This is a genomic window from Nonomuraea sp. CA-143628, from assembly GCF_050942315.1.
Lineage (GTDB): Bacteria > Actinomycetota > Actinomycetes > Streptosporangiales > Streptosporangiaceae > Nonomuraea.
Genome location: NZ_CP192072.1, coordinates 6,192,356 through 6,213,132, shown reverse-complemented (window position 1 = coordinate 6,213,132; position 20,777 = coordinate 6,192,356). Strand labels below are relative to the sequence as shown.

Below are 20,777 nucleotides of genomic sequence, written 5' to 3'. Positions count from 1 at the left end.
TGCCACTTTTGACCGGGTTCCTGGTCTCGTACCGTCGAGCTATGACCGATACCGCCGCCCTCTTGGAAGGGCCGCAGAACAACGTACTCGCGCTCCCGACCGGGCCGCTGGTTGAGGCGAGCCTCGCCGCGGCACGGGCCGCGGTGCATCCATCTGTGCTGAACCACAGCATTCGCGGTTTCTACTGGACCCGTCTGTTCGCCGCCCACAAAGGCGTCCTGAACGACGCGGACTACGACGAGGAACTCCTCTTCGCCGCCAATGTGATGCACGACCTGGGAACGGGCCCCGACGCACCGGGCCGGCTCCGGTTCGAGATCGAAGGCGCCGATCTCGCCGCCACCGTGCTGACCGATCTCGGCGCTCCCGCACGGGACGTCGACCGGGTCTGGGAGGCGATCGCGCTTCACACCACCCCGCAGATCCCCGAACGCATGGGACTGCTGACCTACCTGACCTACGAAGGCATCTGGATCGACTTCGGGAAGAACACCGACCTCGTGGCCAAGGAGCAGAGGCAGATCCATGCCGCCTACCCACGGCTTGAGATGGTCCGCCATATGGCCGAGGAAATCCTCGCCCACGGAGCCCGCTCCGAGACAGCCGCACCCCCTTATGCGCTCGCCTTTCACCTGGCGCGCGAGCGGGAAGCGGATGGAGCCACCGTCATGGAGCGTGGGGTAGCCAATGGCCTGTGGGGAGAGTAGGCGAGAAGCCTTTTCGCCAGCCTAGGTAATCCTTTGCGTAGCGCCGCGGGGACGTGCGGTGGCGCACGCTATTCGTCGTCGTCTTGTCGCAAGAGTTGGAGTCAAGCATGTCGAATTTTGTTGAATTCACCTTCAGCGGGCAGCCAGGATACAGCGAACCGGCAGTCCGGGAGATCGTCACCAGTGCGATTCCCGCCAGGACGATCGCCATCTATTGCTTCGACCCCCGGGCGGCCGGCGCCGCGCAAGCGGTGGCCGATTACTTCGGTGACGAGGTCTACCCTGGTGAACTCGTTCTCGACGAGACCGGCCGGAAAATAGGTTCTACCGCGACGGTGTTCCCCCTCATCGTCGGGGGCGGACGCGCGGCGGACGCTCTTCGCTCGATCACCGTCTCCCAGCACCTGTTCGGAATCGAGCGGGTCGTCGTCGTACACCACTCCTTCTGTGGCGCGACCTCCTTCACGGAGGAGGGGATCATCGACGCGTGGAAACGTGAACAGCACACCGATATCTCGTCCGAGTACGACTGGGACGGTATCCGCATCGCCGACTTCGAGCAGTCACTCAACTACGACGTGAACCTGATCCGTAACAGCCACGGCACGGCGAAACACATCGAGATTCATGGCCTCTTCTACAACGTCGATTCCGGCGAGCTGACAGAGGTCGTCCGGGACGTTCCCGCCGAGGCCGCACCCGGCCAGGACCCCGAGAGGTAACGACTCAGGCAGCACAGCTCCTGCCACCGTTCGAAGCCGCGTCGCGGTGGGCAGGTTCGGCCTTGATGACCTCGGCGGCCAGGGGGCCGAAAATGCATCCGCCGCGCAACGCTTCTCTAGAAACGGAAAACCATCATGGAACGCAATCTTCTGGTGATCGGGGCGACAGGAAAGACCGGTCGCCACACCGCCGAGCTCCTGCTTCAACGCGGCCACCACGTCCGCGCGCTCGTCCGCCGAGTCGATGAGCGCTCCGAGAGGCTGGCCGGTCTCGGGGCGCAGATCGTCGAAGGCGACGTCCTCGACCTCAACTCCCTGGCGGAGGCGATGAAAGGGATCGATGCCCTGTACTTCACCTACCCGATCCGCCACGGCCTGATGGACGCCACGGCGAACGTGGCCCTGGCGGCGGAGGAGAGCGGCGTGCGGGCGATCGTGAACATGTCGCAGATCTCCGCCCGCCGCGACTCCGCCAGCAACGCGGCACGCCAGCACTGGGTCGCGGAACGCGTGCTGGACCGCTTCCCGGTGGCCGTCACTCACATCCGCCCGACCTTCTTCGCCCAATGGCTGATCGACACCTGGGCCGACGGGACCGGCGAACTGCGGCTGCCCTTCGCCGACGGACGCCATGCCCCGATCGCCGAAAGCGACCAGGCGAGGGTGATCGCGGCCATCCTGGAGGATCCCGCCCCGCACGCCGGCAAGATCTATCCGCTGTACGGGGCGGTGGAGCTCAACCACTACGAGATCGCCGAGAAGATGTCGCGGGCGCTCGGCCGTCAGGTCACGTACGCGCCCATCAGCCTCGACGAGTTCAGGACCATCCTCGAGAACCGCAGCGCGCCGGAGCACCTCATCCAGCACCTTCTCGCCGTCGCGGTCGACTACCGCAACGGCGTCTTCGCCGGCACGAACGACCTCGTGAAGGAGATCGGCGGCGCCGACCCCCTCGATGTGGAGAGCTTCGTCGTCCAGAACCGGGCGGCCTTCGCCCCGCGCACCGCCTGAATGGCTGCCCGCGATACGGGCGAGCAGGGCCGCGCCTCCTGACCGAGGCTGTTGCCGCTCACGCAATGCGGGCCCGCCGGGTCAGTGCTGGATGTCGCCTCTGGCCTTGGCCATCGGGAGCATGTCGAAGACACTGATCACGCGCGTGATCTCGCCGTTCTCGACGGTGAAGTAGTCGATGCCGCGGAAGTCCTTCAGGATGGGCGTGTCGACGGCGTACACGGTCGCCGCGTTCGTGTCGCTGCCCAGGACGTCGATGACGGTGGCTCCGATGAGGGTGTTCGCGAACGGTTCGAGGAACCGGCGATAGCCCTCTACTCCCTCGAACGTGCCGGTCGGGGCCTCGCACACGACGTCGTCGGCGAGCAGGCTCAGCGCCTTCTCGACGTCCTTGCTGGTCCAGGCGCGGACGAAGTCCTCGGCGACCTTCTGGGCGGGCGCGTTCGTTGCGGTCACAGCACAGTTCCTTTCGTGGTGCTTGGTCCCTGGCAAGGCCGGGACGCTCGGAGCCGCCTCCCATAGGTGGCTCATCTGCCTGCAGCTTCGCCGAGGTATATGTCAGGTGCTGTCATATACCTGGGTAAATTTGGAACCATGAGGTCCGAGCGCCTGCTGTCGATCATGCTGCTGCTCCAGACCCACGGCCGACTGCCCGCCGGCGACCTGGCCGAGCGGCTGGAGGTGTCGGTCCGCACCGTCATGCGCGACATCGAGGCGCTGTCGGCTGCCGGTGTGCCCGTCTACACCGTCCGCGGGCCCCATGGCGGCATCGCGCTGCTGCCCGGCTACCGCACCAACGTCACCGGCCTGACCGCCGACGAGGCCCGCGCCCTGTTCGTCCTGCTGTCGGATCACGCTCACACCGAGCTGGGCCTGGGCCGGGCCCTCGGCTCCGCGCTGCGCAAGCTGATGGCCGCCCTGCCGGCCCCGCACCGGCCCGACGCCGACCTGGCCAGCCGCCGTATCCTCATCGACCCGGTGCGCTGGCGCGGCGGACCGGCACGCCCCGTCACCGGGCCGGCCGTCGACCTGGCCGTACTCCAGCAGGCGATCTTCACCGACCGGCGGCTGCGCCTGCGCTACCGGCACGGCCGCGACAACCGCGTCCGCTCCTACACTCTCGATCCGTACGGTCTGGTCAACAAGGCAGGCGTCTGGTACCTCGTCGCCGACCACCGCGGCGAGCCCGCACTCTTCCGAACCGACCGAGCTCTGTCAGCCGGCATCCTCGACGAGCCCGTACGACGCCGCGACGGCCTCGAACTGGCCGACGTCTGGGACGGCCTGCGCCGCCACATCGACGACATCCCCGCCCCACTGCCCGTCACGGTCAGCGTCCACCGGAACATCCTTGCCAGATTCCTGCGCATCCACGAAGCAGACCTGGCCGGGCCCCCGCCCACCGACCTCTCACCGGACGCCGACGACCACCCGGAGCGGGTGCACGTCGAGCTGCGCTTCCGCTCCCTGGCCGCGGCCGAGGTACTGCTGGCCTTCGGTACCGACGCCGAAGTCCTCGCCCCGGCCGAGCTCCGCCAGGCTCTGGCCCGCAAGGCGGCCGAGGTCGCCGCCCGCTACACCGATCACCTGTAGGGCCGCTCTTAAGATCATCCCGGAACCGTCCCCTTCAGGAAGAGCTCACTCATGCGCACCATCTACGCCGTCACCCATCCGGAGGCGACGCACCACGTCGAGGGGGTCGTCGGCGGCTGGCATGATTCGCGGCTGACGCCGACCGGCCTCAGCGCGGCGGCCTCCATCGCCCAGGCGCTGCGGGCCCAGATCCCGGACGGTGCCGATGTGGAACTGTTCTCCTCGGATCTGCGGCGCACCCGGCAAACGGCCGAAAAGGTGGCCGAGCTGTTCGGTGTGGAAGCGATCCTGGACCGCAGGCTGCGGGAGAAGTCCTACGGAGAGGCGGGGGGAAGGCCGCAGGAGTGGCTGGACCAGCGATTCGTCCCGCCGCCGGCGGTCGGGGAGCGGTTGGAACACGACGAGGGTGTGGAGGGAGCCGAGACCAAGGCGGCCTTGGCACGGCGCATCTACGCGGCCATGGACGACATCTTGCGGCACCCCTGCGAACACCAGATCATCGTGACGCACGGTGGCTCCCTCACATTCGTCGTGACGTCCTGGATCAAGATGCCGATCGAGTCGGTCGGGCACGCCAGTTTCCGGGCGCCGTCCGGCAGCATCACCACGCTGCGCGAAGACGACTTCTTCCACAACCGCCAGGTCGTCAACCTCGGTGACATCCGCCATCTCGACTCCGCCGAAGCCGGCTGACCTCTACCTGGCCCGGTGGTCACCAGGCCGCGCGCGGCGAATCGCCCTCACCCGGACGCCGGTCGACGGTGATCGGCACCGAGGTGGCCGCGCCGTCGGTGAGGCCGACCCGATAGGCGCGCCAGTCGTGCGCGTACAGGAGGTGCTCGCCGGTCCCGTCAACGCTGAAGCGCAGGCTCAGTGAGGCGCCGGGCGGCAGCTCCGGCCGGGCCAGGACCTGCGCCGGCCCGCCTGCCACGGGGACGCGTTCGACGACATGCCCGGAGGCGTAGATCAACGCGCTGCCGTCGGGGGTGTGGGCCACCGACTCGATCGGCATGGCACCCGTGGTGTTCTTGATGATCCGGGACGCGGCACTCTCCGGGTCGGCGCCCAGGCGGGCGAGGTCGAGCAGGGCGATGGCCCGGACACCCAGCACGTACGCGAGCGAGCGGCCGTCCGGGGCCCAGGACAGGCCCGTCACCACCGAGTGAGCCATCGTCTTCCAGTCCCGGCGCCGGCCGGTGGCGACGTCGAGCACGGAGATCTTGGCGCCACCTCCGATGAGCGGCGTGGAGTAGGCCAGCCGGGTGCCGTCGGCGCTGAGGGCGAGGTCGTAGACGAATGTCAGGTCGTCGGGGTCGGTCTGCGTGACGGCCACCGGCTTCCCGGGCCGCCCGTCCTCGCCGAGGCGTACCAGGAAGAAGCAGATGCGCGGCTTCTTCGGCTCGGTCCAGCCGGCGACCGCGAACGTGCGGTTGTCCCGGGCGGCGGCCACGAGATGCCAGGAACTCTCGACGCCGGGCGGCAGCGGGATGTTCGCGATGAACGACCCGGTCTCGGCGTTGTGCACGGCGGGCGGCACCGGAGTGAAGACAGCGGTCTTGGACCTTCCGGGGAAGTAGGTGAGCGGGGTGCGCGCGGAGACGAAGAACCGCGGCGGGCCCGTCGCGGTCAGGGGCGCTCCGGTCGCCATGGGCTCGGCCAAGGAGGTCGCCATCGGGAACGGGTGCTGTACGGGGCCCGAGGACACCCTGGGCGAGGGCGACGACGGGACCATCGTGAGCGACGTCAGGGGCTGGGGCGCGCTGATCAGCGACACCCGGTCGGCGGCCGGATCGGCGCACCCGGCGACCAGGACGGCCAGGGCTAAACCGGCCAGGGCGGCGGCCGTACGTGACGACGACATGTAGCGATCATCGCATGGAGCGGCGGCGACGCGCGTAACACAGAGCGGCCGGGCGGTTGACCTGCGAATTCGCGAGAGGGGCGGGTGTGGTTCCCGCGCAATGTTAGAGGCTTGTCAAATCTTCAGTGGGTGTGATCTTCACAACCTAAGATCACACCCATGCTGATTCACCGAACCTTACGGACGATCACCGTCCTCGCCGCGACGTTCACCGTCGCGTTGTCCGGGGCGGTCACAGGCGGCGCGAGCGCGGCGACGGCCGACGAGAGCCGGCCCAAGCCCGACCGTCAGCTGCTCTTCTACAACCACGCCTACAGCGTCGTCGACAAGGAGACCGCCGACGCGGTCGAGAACTCCGACTACCTCCGGAAGTTCGCCAACTTCGAGGTCCGCACCACGACCGGTGGCGGGATGACCTGGAAAGGCCGCTACCTGAAGGGCCGCGAGACCTATCTGGAGCTGTTCTCGGTGGGCGACCTGCCCGGCCAGGACGCCGAGTTCGGCTCCGCCGGGCTCGGGACCTCGGTCGAGCGCGCCGGGGACCTCGCGACGGTGACCGAGCGCCTGAAGGCCGCGGGGATCGCCAACCCGTTCCCGTACCGCCAGACCCGTGATTTCGGCGACGGCGTCAAGGTGCCGTGGTTCGACACCATCCGTACCACCGGCGACCAGTACGACGCCTTCGACCCGTGGGCGATGGAATACCTGCCGGAGTACTTCGCCGACCCGCGCAGCAAGACCGAGCCCGAGAGCTTCCCCGGCGACGTCGGCCGCGAGCGCTACCTGCCCGACGACTACCGCGACCACCTGATGCGTGACGTGACCTCCATCCGCATCGGGGTGCCCGCTCGCGACCTCGCCAACACGGTGCCGCTGCTGCGCGCCGGCGGCTTCACCGTCCAGACGCTTCCCGGCGGTGGCGTCGTCGCCGAGGGCGGCGGCACCCGGATCCAGCTGGACTCCGTCGCGCGCGAGCAGGCCGGCCTCAAGCAGATCCAGATGTCGCTCAACAAGCCCCTGCTGTCCATGACCAAGGAGCGGATCGGCCGGTCCACCCTCGCCGTCGGCCCCGGCGCGCGCGCCGTGTGGACCTTCGACGCGCCCGCCAAGTAAGCATCGCTCCACCCAAGTAAGCGTCATTGCCCGCCTATCCCACGACCAGCTCCAGAAGCTGAACGCGGGTATTACGCCTTGGGCGCCTGCTGGATCCGCACCATGTTGCCCGAGGGGTCGCGGAACGCGCTGTCGCGCGGCCCCCAGGGCTGCTCGATGGGCTCCTGCAGCACCTCGGCGCCGGATGCCCGGACCCGCTCGAAGGTCGCGTCGAGATCGTCGGTGCTGAAGATGAACATCGACAGGACACCCTTGGTGAGCAGTTCCTGCAGGGCGTCGCCGTCGGCCTGGGAGCGGCCGGCGTGTGGTTCGGAGAGCACGATTTCGAGGTCCGGCTGGGTCGCGCTGCCGAGCGTGACCCAGCGGAACCCGCCGGAGGCGACGTCGTTGCGCACCTCAAGGCCGAGCGCGTCGCGGTAGAACGTAAGCGCCTCGTCCACGTCGTTGACGGTGATGTGGCAGTAGCGGAGTGCGATGGTCATGTCGCCCACGTTAGGCGGCGGCGACGCGATCCGCTTCTCCGATCCTGCTCGGCGGGTTTCGTGTCGGCCGCGTGCGCACCTTCGCCACGCACGCGGGCATCGCCGCCTCGACGCGGTGCTCCCGGCCGCGGTACGCGCTCGGCGTCTCCCCCACCACCTCGGTGAACCGCGAGCTGAACGAGCCGAGTGACGTACAGCCGACCGCCATGCACGCGTCCGTCACGCTCATCCCCTCGCGCAGCAGCGCCATCGCCCGCTCGATCCGGCGGGTCATGAGATAGCTGTACGGCGTCTCGCCATAGGCCGCCCGGAACCGTCGCGAGAAGTGCCCCGGCGACATGAGCGCGTGGCGGGCCATCGTCGGCACGTCGAGCGGCCGCGCGTACTCCCGGTCGATCAGATCGCGCGCTCGGCGCAGGTGCGCGAGATTGGCGAGGTCTTCCGGACTCATGGGACGAACATACCACCCCTAAATAGCCATTTACCTGGACGAATGCGACGCATGGCTGAGGCAGGTACTCAGCTTCGGCCGAGCATCTCAGCGGTGAGGATGTCCCCGCCGAGCCCCCAGCCGCCATCGGGGACTTCGTCGATGAGGACCAGGGTGTTCGCGCGGGCGCGCTCGCCGTACACGGCCGCGTAGGCGTCGGTGACGGCGTCGATGAGCTTCTTCTTGGACTCGGGGGTCAGGGTGTCGGCGGGCACCTTGAGGTTGGCGAACGGCATGCTGTTTTCCCTTTCGTGTGGATGATTCAGAGGTGTGCGCTCGGCGGACGTCAGATGATGCCGCCGTTCACGCGCACGACCTGCCCGTTGACCCAGTGCCCCGCGGGGCTCGCCAGGAAGGCGACGACCTGGGCGGTGTCCTCCGGGGTGCCGAGCCGCTCGAGCGGGGCCTGGTTGGCGAGCCGCTCAAGCGTCGCCTGGTCCTTGCCCTCGAGGAACAGGTCGGTGGCGGTCGGCCCCGGCGCGACCGAGTTGACGGAGATGTCCCGCCCCCGCAGCTCGCGGGCCAGCACGAGCGTCATCGCCTCGACGGCACCCTTGCTGGCCACGTACGCCCCATAGTTGGGGAACTGCAGGCCCACCACGGAGGTGGACAGGGTGACGATCGCGCCTCCGGCGCGCACGCGACGCGCGGCCTCCCGCGCCATGACGAAGGTGCCGCGGATGTTGGTGCGGTGCAGGGCGTCAAGGTCGGCGAGGTCGAGGTCGGCGATCGGGGACAGTGACAGCCGTCCCGCGGAGTTCACGACGACGTCGACCCCGCCGAAGACCTTCTCCGCCTCGTCGAACATCGCCGCGACCGCGGCCTCGTCCGCCACGTCGGCCTGCACCGGGATCGCCCGGCCGCCGGCTGCGGTGATCTCCTGGACCACCTCGGCGGCGGCCGCGGCCGACCCTTGGTATCCCACGACGACCGCGGACCCCTGTGCCGCCAGAGCCGTCGCGATGGCCCGGCCGATCCCGCGGGAGCCGCCGCTGACCACTGCTACGCGCTGCTCGTTCATGGAAACCCCTCCGTTCGTATCGTCGATACGCATCAGCGGTATCGCCGCTAATGCATGACGGTAGCACGGTCTTCGTATCGTCGCTAGCGCCGAGGCGTATCATTGGTCGCATGACAGGAACGGACCCCCTTCGCACGGCGATGATCGAAGCCGCGGAGCGTCAGCTGGCGACCTCCTCGGACAACGAGATCGCCACGCGGGCGGTCTGCGAGGCGGTCGGTGTGAGCCAGCCCGTGCTCTACCGGATCTTCGGCGACAAGCGAGGGCTCCTGGACGCCCTCGCCGACCATGGATATGAGAGGTATGTCACGCTCAAGGCCGCGCAAGAGCAGACGGCCGACCCGGTGGCCGATCTGCGCGCCGGCTGGGACGGCCACATGGCGTTCGCGAGAGAGAATCCTGCCCTCTACCAGCTGATGTTCACTCCCCGGCCGTGGTCTCACTCTACTGCTCGGGATCGCGTGTTCGACTTGCTGGTGGCGACACTCGTACGGTGCGCGGCGACGGGCGCGCTGAAGGTCGAGCCGCGGACCGCCGCCCAGCTGATCCTGTCGGCGAACATCGGCAACGCCCTCAACCACATCGCCGGCCCGGCCCTGTTCGACGACCCCGCGCTGTCCCATCGCATGCGCGACGCCGTGTTCTCATACGTACTCACCGAGACAATCGCCCAAGAGGACGCCGACCCGCTGCGTACCACCGCACTGCGCCTCCACGCGCAACTCGGCCTCGGGGGCACCGACGCCCTCGAACCGGCCGAGGTCGCCCTTCTCCTGCGCTGGCTCGAACGCATCACATGATTCAACCGCGGCGCCGGACAGCTACCATGGCGCCCCCAAGTCACCCTGGAGAAGTACCCCGTGCCCGAACACATCGCGACCTGGCGCGACGCTCGCTACGACATGCCTGTCAGTCAGCAACTGGCGCGCTACGACGAGCTGGCCGCCAAGCACGCCTCGGCTCGCGCCCGGATCGAGCTGGTGACCCGAGGGATCTATGACCCGGCCCGGCACGGAGCCGACGACCGCCCTCCCCTTACCGTGGCCGAGCACATCGAGCTGCTGGCCCTGGCGGAGTGCATCGCGCGTACCGTGCGTCATCCCGCCAACGTCCACCACGCGGTGCTGGCCGGAGTCACCTGGGCCGAGATCGCCCGCATCGTCGACTCCGACGAGCGCACCGTACGGCGGGACTACCAGCAGTGGGCCGACGACCAGCACGACCTCAACCGGCAGAACCCCGACCTCGGCATGACCGCCGACGAGCACGCCGCCGCGACCGCCAGAGCTTCGACGGGGGCCTGAGACCGGCCCGGCACCGCAAGGTCAGGTGTCGCGCAGGACGTCGAACGCCTGGCGGGCCAGACGCTGCGCCGAGTCCAGCGTCCGCTCTTCCTCGGGAAGGGCCTGAAAGGCGAGCACGGTGGCGCGCAGCGCGCCCACGTTGGCGCGGGACAGCACGGAGGCGCGCAGGGTGAGCGCCTGCTCGTCCTCCTCGCTGCCCGCCTTGACCAACCGGTCGCGCAGCGCGTCCATGAGGCGGTCTTCGAGCTCCAGCAGCACCGGCTGCGCGGGCCTGGTCGGCTGGGAGAACATCTGGCCGGGTAGGCCGCTGAACAGGATGGCGACCCCCGCTCCGCGGATGCTCGCGAGGTCGAACATGGCGTTGCGCACGGCTGTGTACGGCCCTTCGCCCTCGGGCCTGGCCCGCACCTGCCGCACGAACTCGGGGATCAGATCGAGGATCTCCCCCAGGACCAGATCCTCCTTGGACGGGAAGTAGCGGAAGAAGGTCCGCTCGGTCACGCCCACCGCCTCGGCGATGTCGCGCACCGTCGTCTCGGCGTATCCCCGCTCCTCGAACATGCGCGTGGCGACCTCCTGCAAGGCCTGTCGCGTCGCCCTCTTGTGCAGCTCACGCCGCCCCGCAGTGACCATGACCACATTGTTCCACGCGTCCGGAACCGGACACCAGAAAAATCTGTCATGACTGACACCTTCTCCAAGGCGTTGTTAGGGTAGACCGGCCTGACGTTCACCAACTCCTTTCGCCACCACGCCGATCTGCTGCGCCGCGCGCCTCGATCCTGTCCAGCAAGTACGGCCACAACAACCAGGTCCTGACCACCTTCGGAGGCTGGGGAGGCTTCGCGGCGTTCGAGGCCAACGGCAACGAGGACAAGACGTTCGTCAAACGACTGCATGACGCCGGCTACCAGGTGGACGTCGTCGCCGCGAAGTCGGCCACGTTCATCAAGGAGTCGGCCGCCGACGGCAAGCCGTTCTTCTGGTACGCCGCCTCCACCGCGCCGCACCTCCCCATGCCCCCGCCGCCCAGGTACGCGAGCAAGCGCTTCGGCCCCACCCCTCACCTGCCCAACTTCCAGGAGAGGGACGTCAGCGACAAACCCACCTGGCTGAAGCAGAGCACCAAGGTACGCTCGGCGCTCGTCGCCGCCACCAACGACTGGGACTACCGCAACCGCATGGGCACCCTGCTCGCGCTGGATGACATGGTGGCCGGCATCGTCAAGACGCTGAAGGACACCGGCGAGTACGACAACACCTACCTGGTCTTCGCCAGCGACAACGGCTACAACCTCGGCGCGCACCGGCTGGTCCAGAAGATGGCGCCGTACGAGGAGTCCACACGCGTGCCGCTGGTCATCTCGGGCCCCGGCGTCAAGCACGGCACGAGCACGGCGATGGTCACCTCCATCGACTACGGGCCGACCTTCCTCGGGCTGGCCGGCGTGCCGATCCCGGCCGACATGGACGGCATCTCGCTGGCCCCGCTGTTCGGCGGCGGCACCCCGTGCGGCTGGCGCACCGACTTCTTCGGCCAGTACGCCGGCTCGGGCGTGACCGACCGGAACGGGATCTTCCAGGAGTACACCGAAGGCGACGTGGAGGAGATCTACCTCGTCGACGTGCCTTCGTGGAGTTCGCTGCGTACCGAGCGCTACGTCTACACCCGCTGGTACGACCTGGAACGTTCCGCGAACAAGCGCGAGTACGAGCTCTACGACCTGACCAAGGACCGCTACGAGCTCACCAACCTGCTGGCCACGCCGGCCGGCCGCAAGCAGAACGCCGCCCTGGTGGCCCGGCTGGACAAGCGCATGGCGGAGCTGAGCACCTGCCAGGGCGCGACCTGCCGCACCCCCCAACTGACCCCGCGCGACCAGCCCGGCCCGCCAGGTGCCTGGCGGGCCGGGCTGGTGCGCGAGGTTTGTCCGCCTCATGGCGCCGGCTTGAGGTTCTTGAGCGTGAAGTGCGAGGTGATGCCCCGTACGCGCGGGATGGTCATGACGTACTGGCTCAGGAACGCCTCGTAGGCGGCCAGATCGGCCACGGCCACCCGCACGAAGTAGTCGGGACTGCCGAACAACCGCCGCAGCTCGACGACCTCCTCGGCCCGCGCCAGGGTCTGCTCGAAGTGCTCGACCGTCTCCGCGTCCTGGGCATCCAGCGTCAGGTCCACCAGGACCTCGAAGGACCGGCCCACGGCGGCAGCGTCGATGACCGCCCGGTAGCCGCGAATCACGCCCTCGGCCTCCAACCGCTGAACGCGCCGCAGGCATGGCCCGGTGGTGAGCCCGACCCGCTGGGCCAGCTCCACGTTCGTCAGCCGCCCGTTTCGCTCCAACTCGGCGATGATTGCTCTGTCAATCGAGTCCACGAAAGAATATTGCACCGCGGGGCCTCGGATGAGCAATATCAGCAACCACATAACAGCTGATTTCCGGCACCCTAGAAGGGTGCAAGATGTACTAATCCCGACCGCGGTGACCCCCGCCCACACCACCCGGCGCCAGCAGATCGCCACGGGTGTGCGCGACTCCTTCTCCGCGGGGCTGGGGATCTTCCCGCTGGGGGTCGCCCTCGGCCTGCTGGTCCTCCAGGCCGGCCTGCCCGGGTGGCTCGCCCCCGCCCTGTCCATGGCCGCTTTCGCCGGCTCCCTGGAGCTCCTGCTGGTGGGCATGATGGCCACCGTCACACCGCTCGCCGCGGTCGCGCTGACCGTCCTGGTGGTCAACTTCCGGCACGTCTTCTACGCCTTCTCCTTCCCGCTTCACCTGGTCAAGAACCGGTGGGCGAAGGCGTACGCCGTGTACGCGATGATCGACGAGGCGTACGCCGTCAGCGCCTCCCTCCCCGAGGCGGAACGCTCGGCGGCCCGGCTGCTGGCGATGCAGATCTCCTGCCAGACCTACTGGGTCGGCGGCGGCCTGGTCGGCGTCGCCATCGGCGCGGCCCTGCCCGCGCCGATCAAGGGCCTGGAGTTCGCCCTGTGCGCCCTGTTCACGGTGCTCACCCTGGACGCGTTCCGCTCCCGCCGCGAGATCCCCTCCGTGCTGCTCGCCGCGGCCAGCGTGACCGCCGCCCTCATCGTCACCCCGGGCATCGCCATGTTCACGGCGCTGCTGCTGTTCGTCGCTCTGCTGCTGGCCCGCCACGCGCTCACCGCCCGCCGACCCGTCCCGGAGGCCGACGATGCCTGACCTCGCCTACTTCCTCGCTGTCCTCGCGATCGTCTTCACCATCACCTTCGCTCTGCGCGCCGTACCCTTCGCGGCGCTGCGCACGTTGCGCGGCTCGGCCGCCGTGGCGCGGCTGTCGGCCTGGATGCCGGTCGGCATCCTCGCCATCCTCGCCCTGACCGCCCTGCACGGCACCATCACCGCCGACCCACAGGCGACGCTGTACGCGTTGCTCGCGGTCGCCGTGACCGCGGTCGTCCACCTCGCCTCAGGCCGCCGTACCATCCTGAGCGTCGGAATCGGCACCGCCGTCTACGTCGTCCTGGTCAACGCCTTCTGAGCTTGTCTTTCAACCGCTGATGAGGCGCCAGGTTTACCTGGGGCTTTACACCCCAGGCAAGCAGGTCAAGTGCCTTCAGACCCGCTGGCGTTACTGCTCGGCCCGAACAAAGTCCCCCGCATCCTTGGAAGCCTTTGCCGGGATGCGGCAGCCGGCATCGTCGATCGACACCGCCAGCCCGGCCGGAATCAGGGCATCGTAACAACCAGAACGGGCGGCGAGTTGCTCGCGAAACGTCGTTCGTAGTCAGGAGGAGACGGCGACCGCGCTTCGATAGGTGCGAAGGTCGTCGATCGCGGACAGGGCGAAGGCGGCCAGATCGGCGCGGGAGGTATGGGAGCCGACCCTGGCGGTGGCGCCGATGGAGACGCGGGGATGGCCGGTGGCCGGCCGGTCGGTGAGCCTGGTGGGGCGTACGGCGGTCCAGGCCAGGCCGCTGATGGACAGCAGGTCCTCCATGCGGGCCATGTCGGTGTAGGGGTGCCGCATGAGGTGGCGCAGGAGTCGGCGGTGCGGATGGTGAGCCCGGGTCCGGTCACTTGGAGGGTCTGGGGCCGGCGGACGATCGCGGTGACGCGGTGTCCGGCGGCCAGGGACCGCTCGACGATGAGCCGTCCGGTACGACCGGCCGCACCGATGACGGCGATGGAGCTCATGGGCCGTTCCTCCCCAAGTGTCAGCGAGCGGCGGGTTACTGGGCGGCGGGCTTGGTGGCGGGCTGGAACTTGAAGGAGACGGCCTCCATGAGCCCCTTGTGCTTGGTCTTCTGGACAGCGGCGATGCGCCACTGGCCGTCGGCCTCGCGGACGAGGGTGTAGGTGGCGAGCTTGCCCAGCTTCTTGGGCGTGCCCTTGACGACCTCGCCACGGGTGACCACGACGGCGGTGTCGGCGCCGTAGCGGCGGATCTCGAGGACCTCCATGACCAGTTGGGTGCCCTTGAGGAAGCTGTCGAACAGGGCCTGGTGGGCGCGCCCGATCTCGGCGCCGCCGTGGTAGACGGTGCCGACGAAGGTGACGTCGGTGGCGTCGTCACTGAAGCAGGCGCCGTAGGCCGCGCCATCTCCGCGATTCCAGGCGTCCTGGCTGCGCTGGAGGACGGTACGGATGGCGGCGAGGTCGATGGTGGTGGTCATGGCGATACCCTCTCGTGATAGCTTCGAAGAAGAAGTTGCTTCTTCAAAGAAGAATCTTCTCTGAAGAAGAGAGTATGAAGTGGAGGATCGCGTGTCAACCACACCGGGACGATCGGACGCCGGCCGGCTCTACCGCCGCTACCTCAGCGCGGTGATGCTGCACGGCCAAGCCAGCGCCAAGGCGTGCGACCTGGGCGCTACGGATTTGTACGCGCTGAACATCCTGGAACTGACCGGCCCGATGACCCCCGGCGAGCTGGGCACGCGCACCGGACTGACCACCGGGCCGACCACCCGGCTCATCGATCGGCTGGAGCAGGCCGGCTATGTACGCCGTGTTCCGGCACCCGACGACCGCCGCAAGGTGATCGTCGAGCCCATCGGCAAACCGGCCGAGCTCGACCAGGTCATGGCTCCCGCCCGGCAGAAGGTCGGCGCGATCCTCGCCGGCTACTCGGCCGAGCAGCTCGACGTCCTCTTCGACTACTTCGACCGCGCCGCCGATGCCTACCAGGAGGCCGCAGAGCTGCTGCGATCCGACTCCTGAGCCGTCTACCCCTGGAGGTAGCGCTGATGTCCGTCATGAACTCGCGGGCGGCAGGGGGGCCGCCTGCCACCTGACGTCCGTCGTCAACTCGCCGGCCGCCGGGAGGCCCGGCCTGCCACCTGACGTCCGTCGTTAACTCGCCGGGCGGCGGGAGGCCGGCCTGTCAACGGGACGGGAACACCAGGCCCGCGTCGTAGGCCATGATGACCAGCTGTATTCGGTCACGGGCACCCAGCTTGGCAAGCAGGCTGGCCACGTGCGCCTTGGCGGTGCCCGGGCTGATGTGCAGCCGGGCGGCGATCTCGGCGTTGGACAGGCCACTCCCGACCAGGGCCAGTACCTCGTGCTCCCGTTCGGTGACGCCCACGAGCCGACGTGCCTCGGGAGACGGGGCGCGGGCCGGACCACGAGTGAAGTCCTCGATGAGGCGGCGGGTGACGCCGGGAGCGATCAGGGCGTCTCCGGCGGCGACGACGTGAACGGCGGACAAGATGTCTTCCAGCGCCATGTCCTTGACCAGAAATCCACTCGCTCCCGCGCGCAGGGAAGCGTAGACGTTGTCGTCGTCGTCGAACGTGGTCAGCATGATCACACGGGTGGCCGAGGACTCGGCAAGGATGGTCTGGGTGGCCTCGATGCCGTCCATGCCCGGCATACGGATGTCCATGACCACGACGTCGGGGCACAGCCGGCGGACGAGCTGCACGGCCTGGGCTCCGGTCCCGGCCTCTCCGGCGACCTCGACATCGGGGGCGGCATCGATGACCATGCGCAGGCCCGCGCGGATCAGCGGCTGGTCGTCGGCGAGCACGACGCGGATCGTCACCGGGCCTCCACCAGGTCGATGTCCGTGTCCTGGCCGAGTCCGCCTGGCGCGAGCGGCAGGCGTGCGGTGACGTGGAAACCGCCGTCTGGGCCGGGGCCCGCGCTGAAGTAGCCGTTCAGCAGGGCGACCCGTTCGCGCATGCCGACGATCCCATGCCCGTCGCCCTCACCGGTGGCGGTGTGCCCGTCCTCCTCACCGGCAACGGCGTGTCCGCCGGCTTCACCGGTGGCGGCGTGTCCGTCGTCGATGACGTCGATGCGTAGCTCCTCTTTCCCGTAGTCGATCACGACCCGGCAGTGGTCCGTGCTCGCATGGCGGAGCACGTTGGTGACCGATTCCTGGATGATGCGGAAGGCGGACCGATCGACGGCGGCGGGCAAGGGGCGTGGCTCTCCGTGCCGGCGAACGTCTACCCGGACACCGGCGGCCATAGTCGTCTGGGCCAGCGGGTCGACGTCGGCCAGCCCCACGGGAGCAACCGGCTCCGCCAGGCCGGAATACCCACGCTCAGCCAGGCCAGGGCGCCCGCGCCCGGCCGGGCCGGGAAGCTCGCGCCCGGTCAGGCCAGGATGCCCGCGCTCAGCCGGGCCAGGATGCTCGCGCTCGGTCGTGCGGAGCACGCCGAGCAGGTGCCGCAGCCCTTTCAACGTCTGCCTGCTGGTGTCCTCGATCGCGTCCAGCGCCTGGCGCGCCTGCTCCGGTCGGCTGTCGATCACCCGGGCGCCCGCGCCGGCCTGGATGGCGATGATGCCGATGCTGTGCGCGACCATGTCGTGCAACTCTCGCGCGATGCGCAGCCGCTCGTCGGTGACCGCCCGAGCCTCGGCGTACACGCGCAGCGCCCGGTCGTACTCGCGCCGCTGCCGGATGAACATCCCGGCCAGCCAGGCGACCAAGACCGCCAGGCCGAGCAGGAGCGACAGCGCCAGGAATCCCGGCGCTGAGGCACGCAGGCCCTCGCGCAGCAGGTCAAGCTGCCAGGCCGGCTGCTGCACGATCAACGCGGCGGCGGCCGCCGCGAGGCCCGCGCGGCGCGACCGGGTGGCGGTGAGGAGGCAGACCATGACGTCGGCTGCCGGGAAGAGCGGCCAGACCCCCTGGGCCGGGTATCCCAGGGAGGTCGCCACGACGATCTCGGCCAGCAGCACCGCGAGCACCGTGGCCGGCCGCTGCCGTGCCCAGGCCAAGGGGACGGCCATGGCGACGGCGAACCCCGCGTGCGCCGCGCCCACCGGGAACAGGTCTTCACCGTCGGTCAGCGTCACGGCGTACACCAGTGGCATCAGGGCCGCGACGCCTCCCCAGATGAGCAGCGCCCGCACGCTGGAGGGCAATCGCGACCAAAGGGGTGGTCTGGGCGTTTTGTCGCGCACTCGGTCGATCGTAGTCATCCGCTTCCCGTCGGGCATCGGCCTGTGGGCGTATGCCCGCAGGCCACCCCGCGCCGCGGAAACCGGCCCACGGCCAGATGCGGCGCGTCCGAGAGCTGCGACAGCGTTGACCGGGTGATCGAAGTCAACGGACTGACCAAACGCTACGGCGCGGTGACGGCGGTGCGGGACCTCACCTTCTCCGTACGACCGGGGCATGTCACAGGGTTCCTCGGCCCGAACGGCGCCGGCAAGAGCACCACCTTGCGCATGATCCTCGGCCTGAACCGCCCCACCGCGGGCACCGCCACCATCGACGGCCGTCCCTTCGCCCGCCATCACGCCGGGCTGCGTCATGTCGGCGCGCTGTTGGACGCGGGCGACGTCCATGGCGGCCGCACCGCCGCCGCTCATCTGCGCGCGCTGGCGGCCGGCAACGGCCTGCCCCGCCGCCGGGTGGCCGAGGTGCTGGAGGAGGTGGGGCTGGCCGGAGCGGCGCGCCGCCGGATCGGCGGGTTCTCGCTCGGCATGCGCCAGCGGCTCGGCATCGCCGCCGCTCTGCTGGGCGACCCGCCGGTGCTGCTGTTCGACGAGCCGATCAACGGCCTGGACCCCGAAGGCGTGCGCTGGGTACGTGGCCTGTTCCGGCGCCTGGCCGCCGAGAAGCGCACCGTGCTGGTCTCCAGCCACCTGATGAGCGAGATGGAGAACACCGCCGACCGCCTGGTCGTCATCGGGCGAGGCGAGTTGATCGCCGAGGAGAGCCTGGCCGACTTCGCCGCCCGTGGCACCGGCGCGTCCATCTCCGTGCGTACTCCCGACCCTGCCGAGCTGGCGGCGGTCCTCACCCTGGAGGGCGCGCACGTCCGGCCGGACGGCGGCGAGGCCCTGACCGTGACCGGGCTGAGCGCCGCCCGCGTCGGCGAGCTGGCCCATCAGCGGCGGATCATGCTGTACGAGCTCGCCCCGCGTACCGCCTCGCTGGAGCAGGCGTTCATGGAGTTGACCACCGACCGCGCCGACTACCGAGCCGGTGACCCGCGATGACCGAGGGCCGATTCCGCGATCTCCTGGCCGCCGAGTGGATCAAACTCTGGTCCCTGCGTTCGACCTCCTGGCTGGTTGGCCTGGGCACGTTGGTCATCGTCGCGTTCGCTCTCCAGAACAGCCTGGATGCCTACAACGGCTGGCCCGGATTCACCGCGATGGAGAAGGCCAGGTTCAACCCCCTGACCGAGGCGTTCAGCGGCCTGTCCGCCTCCATGCTCATGATCGGCGCGGGCAGCCTGGGCGCCTTGACGATCGTCGGCGAGTACGCCACCGGCCTGATCCGCACCACCCTGGTCGCCGTCCCGGCCCGCCACCGCGTCGTGGCCGCCAAGCTCACCGTCGTCGCCACGGTCACGCTCGCGACCGGCACCGTCGTGTCGCTGGGCACGTTCGGCGTCAGCCAGGCCGTCCTGTCCGGCCGCGGCGTCGCCGTCTCGCTCGGCGACCCCGCAGTCTTGCGCGTCCTGGCCGCCAACGCCGTGCTGGCACCGGTGTCGGCGCTGACCGGCTTGGGGATCGGCGCGCTGCTGCGGCACACCGCCGCCGCCGTCGTCGCGGTCTGCGCCGCGCTGGTCATCGTGCCCAGCTTCTTCCAGCCCAATGTCCACCAGTGGCTCAACGACCTGTACGCCCTGGTCCCCCTCTATGTCTGGCGCACCTGCCTGGGCCTGCCCCAGCTCCGTGACGACCCCGCTCTGCCGACGGTGGCCGGCTCTTGGGCCGCCTTCGCGCTTTGGCCGCTTGCCGCCGCCGTCGTGACCTTGATCGTCGTACGTCGCCGTGACGTATGAGCGCCCTGATGAGGAGAAATCGCATGACAGTAGCCCGCTTGCCGGCCGTTTCGTTGACGGCCTGCCTGACCTTGATCGCGGTGGCCGCCACCACGCCGACCGCGACCGCGGCCGGAGAACCGGCCCTCACCGCGACCGCGGCCGGAAAACCGGCCCCCGCCGCCGTCCGGCTGGAACTCCCCCGCCCGACCGGGCCCGACGCGGTCGGCCGCGACATTCTGTACCTGGTCGACGGCAGCCGTAAGGACCCCTGGGTCCCCGACTCGGGCCCGCGCCGCCTCATGGTGTCGATGTACTATCCCGCCCGCTCCGCCACCGGTGACCCCGCCCCCTACATGACCACCGCGGAGGCCGCCTCGCTGCTGCGGCGCAAGGCCCCCGGTGTCGAACTCCCTCCCGAGACCGTGAGCGCCACCCGCACCTACGCCCATGCCGGCGCGCCCGCCAAGAGCGGCCGATATCCACTCGTCGTCCTCTCTCCCGGCCTCGGCCTCCCGCGCGCCAGCCTCACCTTCCTGGCCGAAGATCTGGCCAGCCGCGGCTATGTCATCGCGCTGGTCGACCACGCCTACGAGTCCTCCGGCACCACCCTGCCCGACGGGCAGACCATCACCTGCGCCCCTCTGTGCGACCAACCCAAGCCTCCGGAAGGCGGGCAGGCGACCATCACCAAGAACCGCACCAAGGACGTCTCCTTCGTCATCGACAAGCTGGCCGACCGGCACCCCGCCTGGAAGAAGTCCCGCATGATCATTCCCAAACGGATCGGCATGGCCGGCCACTCCCTCGGTGGCGACGCCAGTGCCGCCACCATGGCCGTCGACAAGCGCGTACGGGCGGGGGTGAACCTGGACGGCACCTTCCACCCCGCCGTCGCGCTCGACCGGCCCTTCCTGCTGCTGGGCAGCCAGGCCGACCACGTCCCCGGCAAGGACGACACCTGGGATGCGAGCTGGTCCAAGATGAGCGGCTGGAAGCGCTGGCTCACCGTGGCCCATACCAGCCACACCAGCTTCACCGACCTGGCCATCCTGCAGAAGGCGGTCGGTATGTCATCGCCTGACGAGCTGTCGCCGCAACGCTCCCTCGCGCTCACCCGCGCCTACGTCGGCGCCTTCTTCGACCTGCACCTGAAGGGCAGGAAGCAACCGCTGCTCAACGGGCCGTCACCGGCCAACCCCGAGGTCGCCTTCCACAATCCCTGACGCGCTCAGCGTCGGTCCCGCCCCGCGCGC

The 20,777-nt window shown here is 69.3% G+C and carries 27 protein-coding genes and 1 pseudogene; 15 read left to right on the top strand and 13 right to left on the bottom strand.

All coding sequences use genetic code 11. The features are described from left to right. Positions 1-41: 41 nt before the first annotated feature. The 3 genes from ACQP2T_RS28380 (at position 42) to ACQP2T_RS28370 (ending at position 2,440) form a co-directional block, all read left to right on the top strand. Positions 42-707 (top strand): HD domain-containing protein, encoded by a 666-nt coding sequence (locus tag ACQP2T_RS28380; protein ID WP_433519093.1) that lies wholly within the window; start codon positions 42-44, stop codon positions 705-707. A 107-nt stretch (positions 708-814) separates the two neighbouring features. Continuing rightward, the gene (locus tag ACQP2T_RS28375; RefSeq protein ID WP_433519092.1) at positions 815-1,429 is read left to right on the top strand and encodes a hypothetical protein; all 615 of its coding nucleotides are present in this window, start codon (positions 815-817) and stop codon (positions 1,427-1,429) included. Positions 1,430-1,564: 135 nt separating this feature from the next. After that, complete coding sequence (locus ACQP2T_RS28370) at positions 1,565-2,440, top strand: NAD(P)H-binding protein (protein WP_433519091.1); 876 nt, start codon at positions 1,565-1,567, stop codon at positions 2,438-2,440. An 81-nt stretch (positions 2,441-2,521) separates the two neighbouring features. On the opposite strand, the gene ACQP2T_RS28365 is transcribed toward ACQP2T_RS28370, so the two are convergent. Continuing rightward, the gene (locus ACQP2T_RS28365) at positions 2,522-2,896 is read right to left on the bottom strand and encodes a nuclear transport factor 2 family protein (protein WP_433519090.1); all 375 of its coding nucleotides are present in this window, start codon (positions 2,894-2,896) and stop codon (positions 2,522-2,524) included. 138 nt (positions 2,897-3,034) lie between these two features. Between ACQP2T_RS28365 and ACQP2T_RS28360 the strand changes: the two genes are divergently transcribed. Both ACQP2T_RS28360 and ACQP2T_RS28355 read left to right on the top strand, forming a co-directional pair. Beyond that, complete coding sequence (locus ACQP2T_RS28360) at positions 3,035-4,033, top strand: helix-turn-helix transcriptional regulator (protein WP_433519089.1); 999 nt, start codon at positions 3,035-3,037, stop codon at positions 4,031-4,033. Between the two features lie 51 nt (positions 4,034-4,084). Then, the gene (locus ACQP2T_RS28355) at positions 4,085-4,726 is read left to right on the top strand and encodes a histidine phosphatase family protein (RefSeq protein ID WP_433519088.1); all 642 of its coding nucleotides are present in this window, start codon (positions 4,085-4,087) and stop codon (positions 4,724-4,726) included. 19 nt (positions 4,727-4,745) lie between these two features. On the opposite strand, the gene ACQP2T_RS28350 is transcribed toward ACQP2T_RS28355, so the two are convergent. Continuing rightward, positions 4,746-5,894, bottom strand: a complete 1,149-nt coding sequence (locus ACQP2T_RS28350; RefSeq protein ID WP_433519087.1) for a WD40 repeat domain-containing protein — start codon at positions 5,892-5,894, stop codon at positions 4,746-4,748. Between the two features lie 159 nt (positions 5,895-6,053). Between ACQP2T_RS28350 and ACQP2T_RS28345 the strand changes: the two genes are divergently transcribed. Further along, positions 6,054-7,007 (top strand): DUF5829 family protein, encoded by a 954-nt coding sequence (locus ACQP2T_RS28345; RefSeq protein WP_433519086.1) that lies wholly within the window; start codon positions 6,054-6,056, stop codon positions 7,005-7,007. A 71-nt stretch (positions 7,008-7,078) separates the two neighbouring features. Here ACQP2T_RS28345 and ACQP2T_RS28340 read toward each other — a convergent pair whose 3' ends face one another. The 4 genes from ACQP2T_RS28340 to ACQP2T_RS28325 form a co-directional block, all read right to left on the bottom strand. Continuing rightward, the gene (locus ACQP2T_RS28340) at positions 7,079-7,489 is read right to left on the bottom strand and encodes a VOC family protein (RefSeq protein WP_433519085.1); all 411 of its coding nucleotides are present in this window, start codon (positions 7,487-7,489) and stop codon (positions 7,079-7,081) included. Between the two features lie 10 nt (positions 7,490-7,499). Further along, entirely contained in the window at positions 7,500-7,940 is a 441-nt protein-coding gene (locus ACQP2T_RS28335; RefSeq protein ID WP_393479001.1) for a helix-turn-helix transcriptional regulator, read from the bottom strand. Positions 7,941-8,008: 68 nt separating this feature from the next. Beyond that, a complete protein-coding gene (locus ACQP2T_RS28330) occupies positions 8,009-8,215 on the bottom strand; it encodes a tautomerase family protein (protein WP_357650494.1) in 207 nt (68 codons plus the stop codon). A gap of 50 nt (positions 8,216-8,265) precedes the next feature. Then, complete coding sequence (locus tag ACQP2T_RS28325; protein ID WP_433519084.1) at positions 8,266-9,000, bottom strand: SDR family oxidoreductase; 735 nt, start codon at positions 8,998-9,000, stop codon at positions 8,266-8,268. A 110-nt stretch (positions 9,001-9,110) separates the two neighbouring features. Here ACQP2T_RS28325 and ACQP2T_RS28320 point away from each other — a divergent pair, with 110 nt between their 5' ends. Both ACQP2T_RS28320 and ACQP2T_RS28315 read left to right on the top strand, forming a co-directional pair. Beyond that, positions 9,111-9,800, top strand: a complete 690-nt coding sequence (locus ACQP2T_RS28320) for a TetR/AcrR family transcriptional regulator (protein ID WP_433519083.1) — start codon at positions 9,111-9,113, stop codon at positions 9,798-9,800. Between the two features lie 60 nt (positions 9,801-9,860). Continuing rightward, entirely contained in the window at positions 9,861-10,304 is a 444-nt protein-coding gene (locus tag ACQP2T_RS28315) for a hypothetical protein (RefSeq protein ID WP_433519082.1), read from the top strand. A gap of 21 nt (positions 10,305-10,325) precedes the next feature. Here ACQP2T_RS28315 and ACQP2T_RS28310 read toward each other — a convergent pair whose 3' ends face one another. Then, positions 10,326-10,937, bottom strand: a complete 612-nt coding sequence (locus tag ACQP2T_RS28310) for a TetR/AcrR family transcriptional regulator (RefSeq protein WP_433519081.1) — start codon at positions 10,935-10,937, stop codon at positions 10,326-10,328. A 146-nt stretch (positions 10,938-11,083) separates the two neighbouring features. On the opposite strand from ACQP2T_RS28310, the gene ACQP2T_RS28305 reads away from it, so the two are divergent. Continuing rightward, positions 11,084-12,337: a sulfatase-like hydrolase/transferase gene (locus ACQP2T_RS28305; protein ID WP_433519842.1), complete on the top strand. Its 1,254-nt coding sequence runs from the start codon at positions 11,084-11,086 to the stop codon at positions 12,335-12,337. On the opposite strand, the gene ACQP2T_RS28300 is transcribed toward ACQP2T_RS28305, so the two are convergent. Next, complete coding sequence (locus tag ACQP2T_RS28300) at positions 12,241-12,681, bottom strand: Lrp/AsnC family transcriptional regulator (protein WP_357958740.1); 441 nt, start codon at positions 12,679-12,681, stop codon at positions 12,241-12,243. The two genes, ACQP2T_RS28305 and ACQP2T_RS28300, sit on opposite strands and share 97 nt — an antisense overlap. Before the next feature lie 79 nt (positions 12,682-12,760). Between ACQP2T_RS28300 and ACQP2T_RS28295 the strand changes: the two genes are divergently transcribed. Then, positions 12,761-13,504, top strand: a complete 744-nt coding sequence (locus ACQP2T_RS28295; RefSeq protein WP_433519080.1) for an AzlC family ABC transporter permease — start codon at positions 12,761-12,763, stop codon at positions 13,502-13,504. Next, positions 13,497-13,823 (top strand): branched-chain amino acid transporter permease, encoded by a 327-nt coding sequence (locus ACQP2T_RS28290; RefSeq protein WP_433519079.1) that lies wholly within the window; start codon positions 13,497-13,499, stop codon positions 13,821-13,823. The genes ACQP2T_RS28295 and ACQP2T_RS28290 overlap by 8 nt, the downstream gene beginning before the upstream one ends. A 246-nt stretch (positions 13,824-14,069) precedes the next feature. Here ACQP2T_RS28290 and ACQP2T_RS28285 read toward each other — a convergent pair whose 3' ends face one another. The 3 genes and pseudogenes from ACQP2T_RS28285 to ACQP2T_RS28275 form a co-directional block, all read right to left on the bottom strand. Then, positions 14,070-14,312, bottom strand: a complete 243-nt coding sequence (locus tag ACQP2T_RS28285; protein WP_433519078.1) for an NAD(P)H-binding protein — start codon at positions 14,310-14,312, stop codon at positions 14,070-14,072. 84 nt (positions 14,313-14,396) lie between these two features. Then, positions 14,397-14,479: pseudogene (locus tag ACQP2T_RS28280) on the bottom strand (hypothetical protein); the annotation flags it as partial. A 35-nt stretch (positions 14,480-14,514) separates the two neighbouring features. Continuing rightward, on the bottom strand, positions 14,515-14,958 hold the full coding sequence (locus tag ACQP2T_RS28275; RefSeq protein ID WP_433519077.1) for an SgcJ/EcaC family oxidoreductase: 444 nt from the start codon (positions 14,956-14,958) through the stop codon (positions 14,515-14,517). Positions 14,959-15,049: 91 nt separating this feature from the next. Here ACQP2T_RS28275 and ACQP2T_RS28270 point away from each other — a divergent pair, with 91 nt between their 5' ends. After that, positions 15,050-15,505 carry a MarR family winged helix-turn-helix transcriptional regulator gene (locus ACQP2T_RS28270; RefSeq protein WP_433519076.1) on the top strand — a complete coding sequence of 152 codons (456 nt, stop codon included), beginning with the start codon at positions 15,050-15,052 and terminating at the stop codon, positions 15,503-15,505. Between the two features lie 163 nt (positions 15,506-15,668). Here the strand turns inward: ACQP2T_RS28270 and ACQP2T_RS28265 are convergent, their stop codons facing one another. Both ACQP2T_RS28265 and ACQP2T_RS28260 read right to left on the bottom strand, forming a co-directional pair. Next, entirely contained in the window at positions 15,669-16,274 is a 606-nt protein-coding gene (locus ACQP2T_RS28265) for a response regulator (protein WP_433519841.1), read from the bottom strand. 53 nt (positions 16,275-16,327) lie between these two features. Next, positions 16,328-17,704, bottom strand: coding sequence for a sensor histidine kinase (locus tag ACQP2T_RS28260; RefSeq protein WP_433519075.1), 1,377 nt, complete (start codon positions 17,702-17,704; stop codon positions 16,328-16,330). A 132-nt stretch (positions 17,705-17,836) separates the two neighbouring features. Between ACQP2T_RS28260 and ACQP2T_RS28255 the strand changes: the two genes are divergently transcribed. The 3 genes from ACQP2T_RS28255 to ACQP2T_RS28245 are packed head-to-tail and all read left to right on the top strand — an operon-like array spanning position 17,837 to position 20,747. Further along, a complete protein-coding gene (locus ACQP2T_RS28255) occupies positions 17,837-18,748 on the top strand; it encodes an ABC transporter ATP-binding protein (protein ID WP_433519074.1) in 912 nt (303 codons plus the stop codon). Further along, positions 18,745-19,542, top strand: coding sequence for a hypothetical protein (locus tag ACQP2T_RS28250; protein WP_433519073.1), 798 nt, complete (start codon positions 18,745-18,747; stop codon positions 19,540-19,542). Before ACQP2T_RS28255 ends, ACQP2T_RS28250 begins: the two co-directional genes overlap by 4 nt. Positions 19,543-19,565: 23 nt before the next feature. Next, on the top strand, positions 19,566-20,747 hold the full coding sequence (locus tag ACQP2T_RS28245; protein WP_433519072.1) for an alpha/beta hydrolase family protein: 1,182 nt from the start codon (positions 19,566-19,568) through the stop codon (positions 20,745-20,747). Positions 20,748-20,777 lie beyond the last annotated feature (30 nt).

Coding starts and splice junctions, on each gene's coding strand:
- ACQP2T_RS28380 (WP_433519093.1), top strand. CDS start 42: ATGACCGATACCGCCGCCCTCTTGGAAGGGCCGCAGAACAACGTACTC.
- ACQP2T_RS28375 (WP_433519092.1), top strand. CDS start 815: ATGTCGAATTTTGTTGAATTCACCTTCAGCGGGCAGCCAGGATACAGC.
- ACQP2T_RS28370 (WP_433519091.1), top strand. CDS start 1,565: ATGGAACGCAATCTTCTGGTGATCGGGGCGACAGGAAAGACCGGTCGC.
- ACQP2T_RS28360 (WP_433519089.1), top strand. CDS start 3,035: ATGAGGTCCGAGCGCCTGCTGTCGATCATGCTGCTGCTCCAGACCCAC.
- ACQP2T_RS28355 (WP_433519088.1), top strand. CDS start 4,085: ATGCGCACCATCTACGCCGTCACCCATCCGGAGGCGACGCACCACGTC.
- ACQP2T_RS28350 (WP_433519087.1), bottom strand. CDS start 5,894: ATGTCGTCGTCACGTACGGCCGCCGCCCTGGCCGGTTTAGCCCTGGCC.
- ACQP2T_RS28345 (WP_433519086.1), top strand. CDS start 6,054: ATGCTGATTCACCGAACCTTACGGACGATCACCGTCCTCGCCGCGACG.
- ACQP2T_RS28340 (WP_433519085.1), bottom strand. CDS start 7,489: ATGACCATCGCACTCCGCTACTGCCACATCACCGTCAACGACGTGGAC.
- ACQP2T_RS28335 (WP_393479001.1), bottom strand. CDS start 7,940: ATGAGTCCGGAAGACCTCGCCAATCTCGCGCACCTGCGCCGAGCGCGC.
- ACQP2T_RS28330 (WP_357650494.1), bottom strand. CDS start 8,215: ATGCCGTTCGCCAACCTCAAGGTGCCCGCCGACACCCTGACCCCCGAG.
- ACQP2T_RS28325 (WP_433519084.1), bottom strand. CDS start 9,000: ATGAACGAGCAGCGCGTAGCAGTGGTCAGCGGCGGCTCCCGCGGGATC.
- ACQP2T_RS28320 (WP_433519083.1), top strand. CDS start 9,111: ATGACAGGAACGGACCCCCTTCGCACGGCGATGATCGAAGCCGCGGAG.
- ACQP2T_RS28310 (WP_433519081.1), bottom strand. CDS start 10,937: ATGGTCACTGCGGGGCGGCGTGAGCTGCACAAGAGGGCGACGCGACAG.
- ACQP2T_RS28290 (WP_433519079.1), top strand. CDS start 13,497: ATGCCTGACCTCGCCTACTTCCTCGCTGTCCTCGCGATCGTCTTCACC.
- ACQP2T_RS28285 (WP_433519078.1), bottom strand. CDS start 14,312: ATGCGGCACCCCTACACCGACATGGCCCGCATGGAGGACCTGCTGTCC.
- ACQP2T_RS28275 (WP_433519077.1), bottom strand. CDS start 14,958: ATGACCACCACCATCGACCTCGCCGCCATCCGTACCGTCCTCCAGCGC.
- ACQP2T_RS28265 (WP_433519841.1), bottom strand. CDS start 16,274: ATGGTCATCGATGCCGCCCCCGATGTCGAGGTCGCCGGAGAGGCCGGG.
- ACQP2T_RS28250 (WP_433519073.1), top strand. CDS start 18,745: ATGACCGAGGGCCGATTCCGCGATCTCCTGGCCGCCGAGTGGATCAAA.
- ACQP2T_RS28245 (WP_433519072.1), top strand. CDS start 19,566: ATGACAGTAGCCCGCTTGCCGGCCGTTTCGTTGACGGCCTGCCTGACC.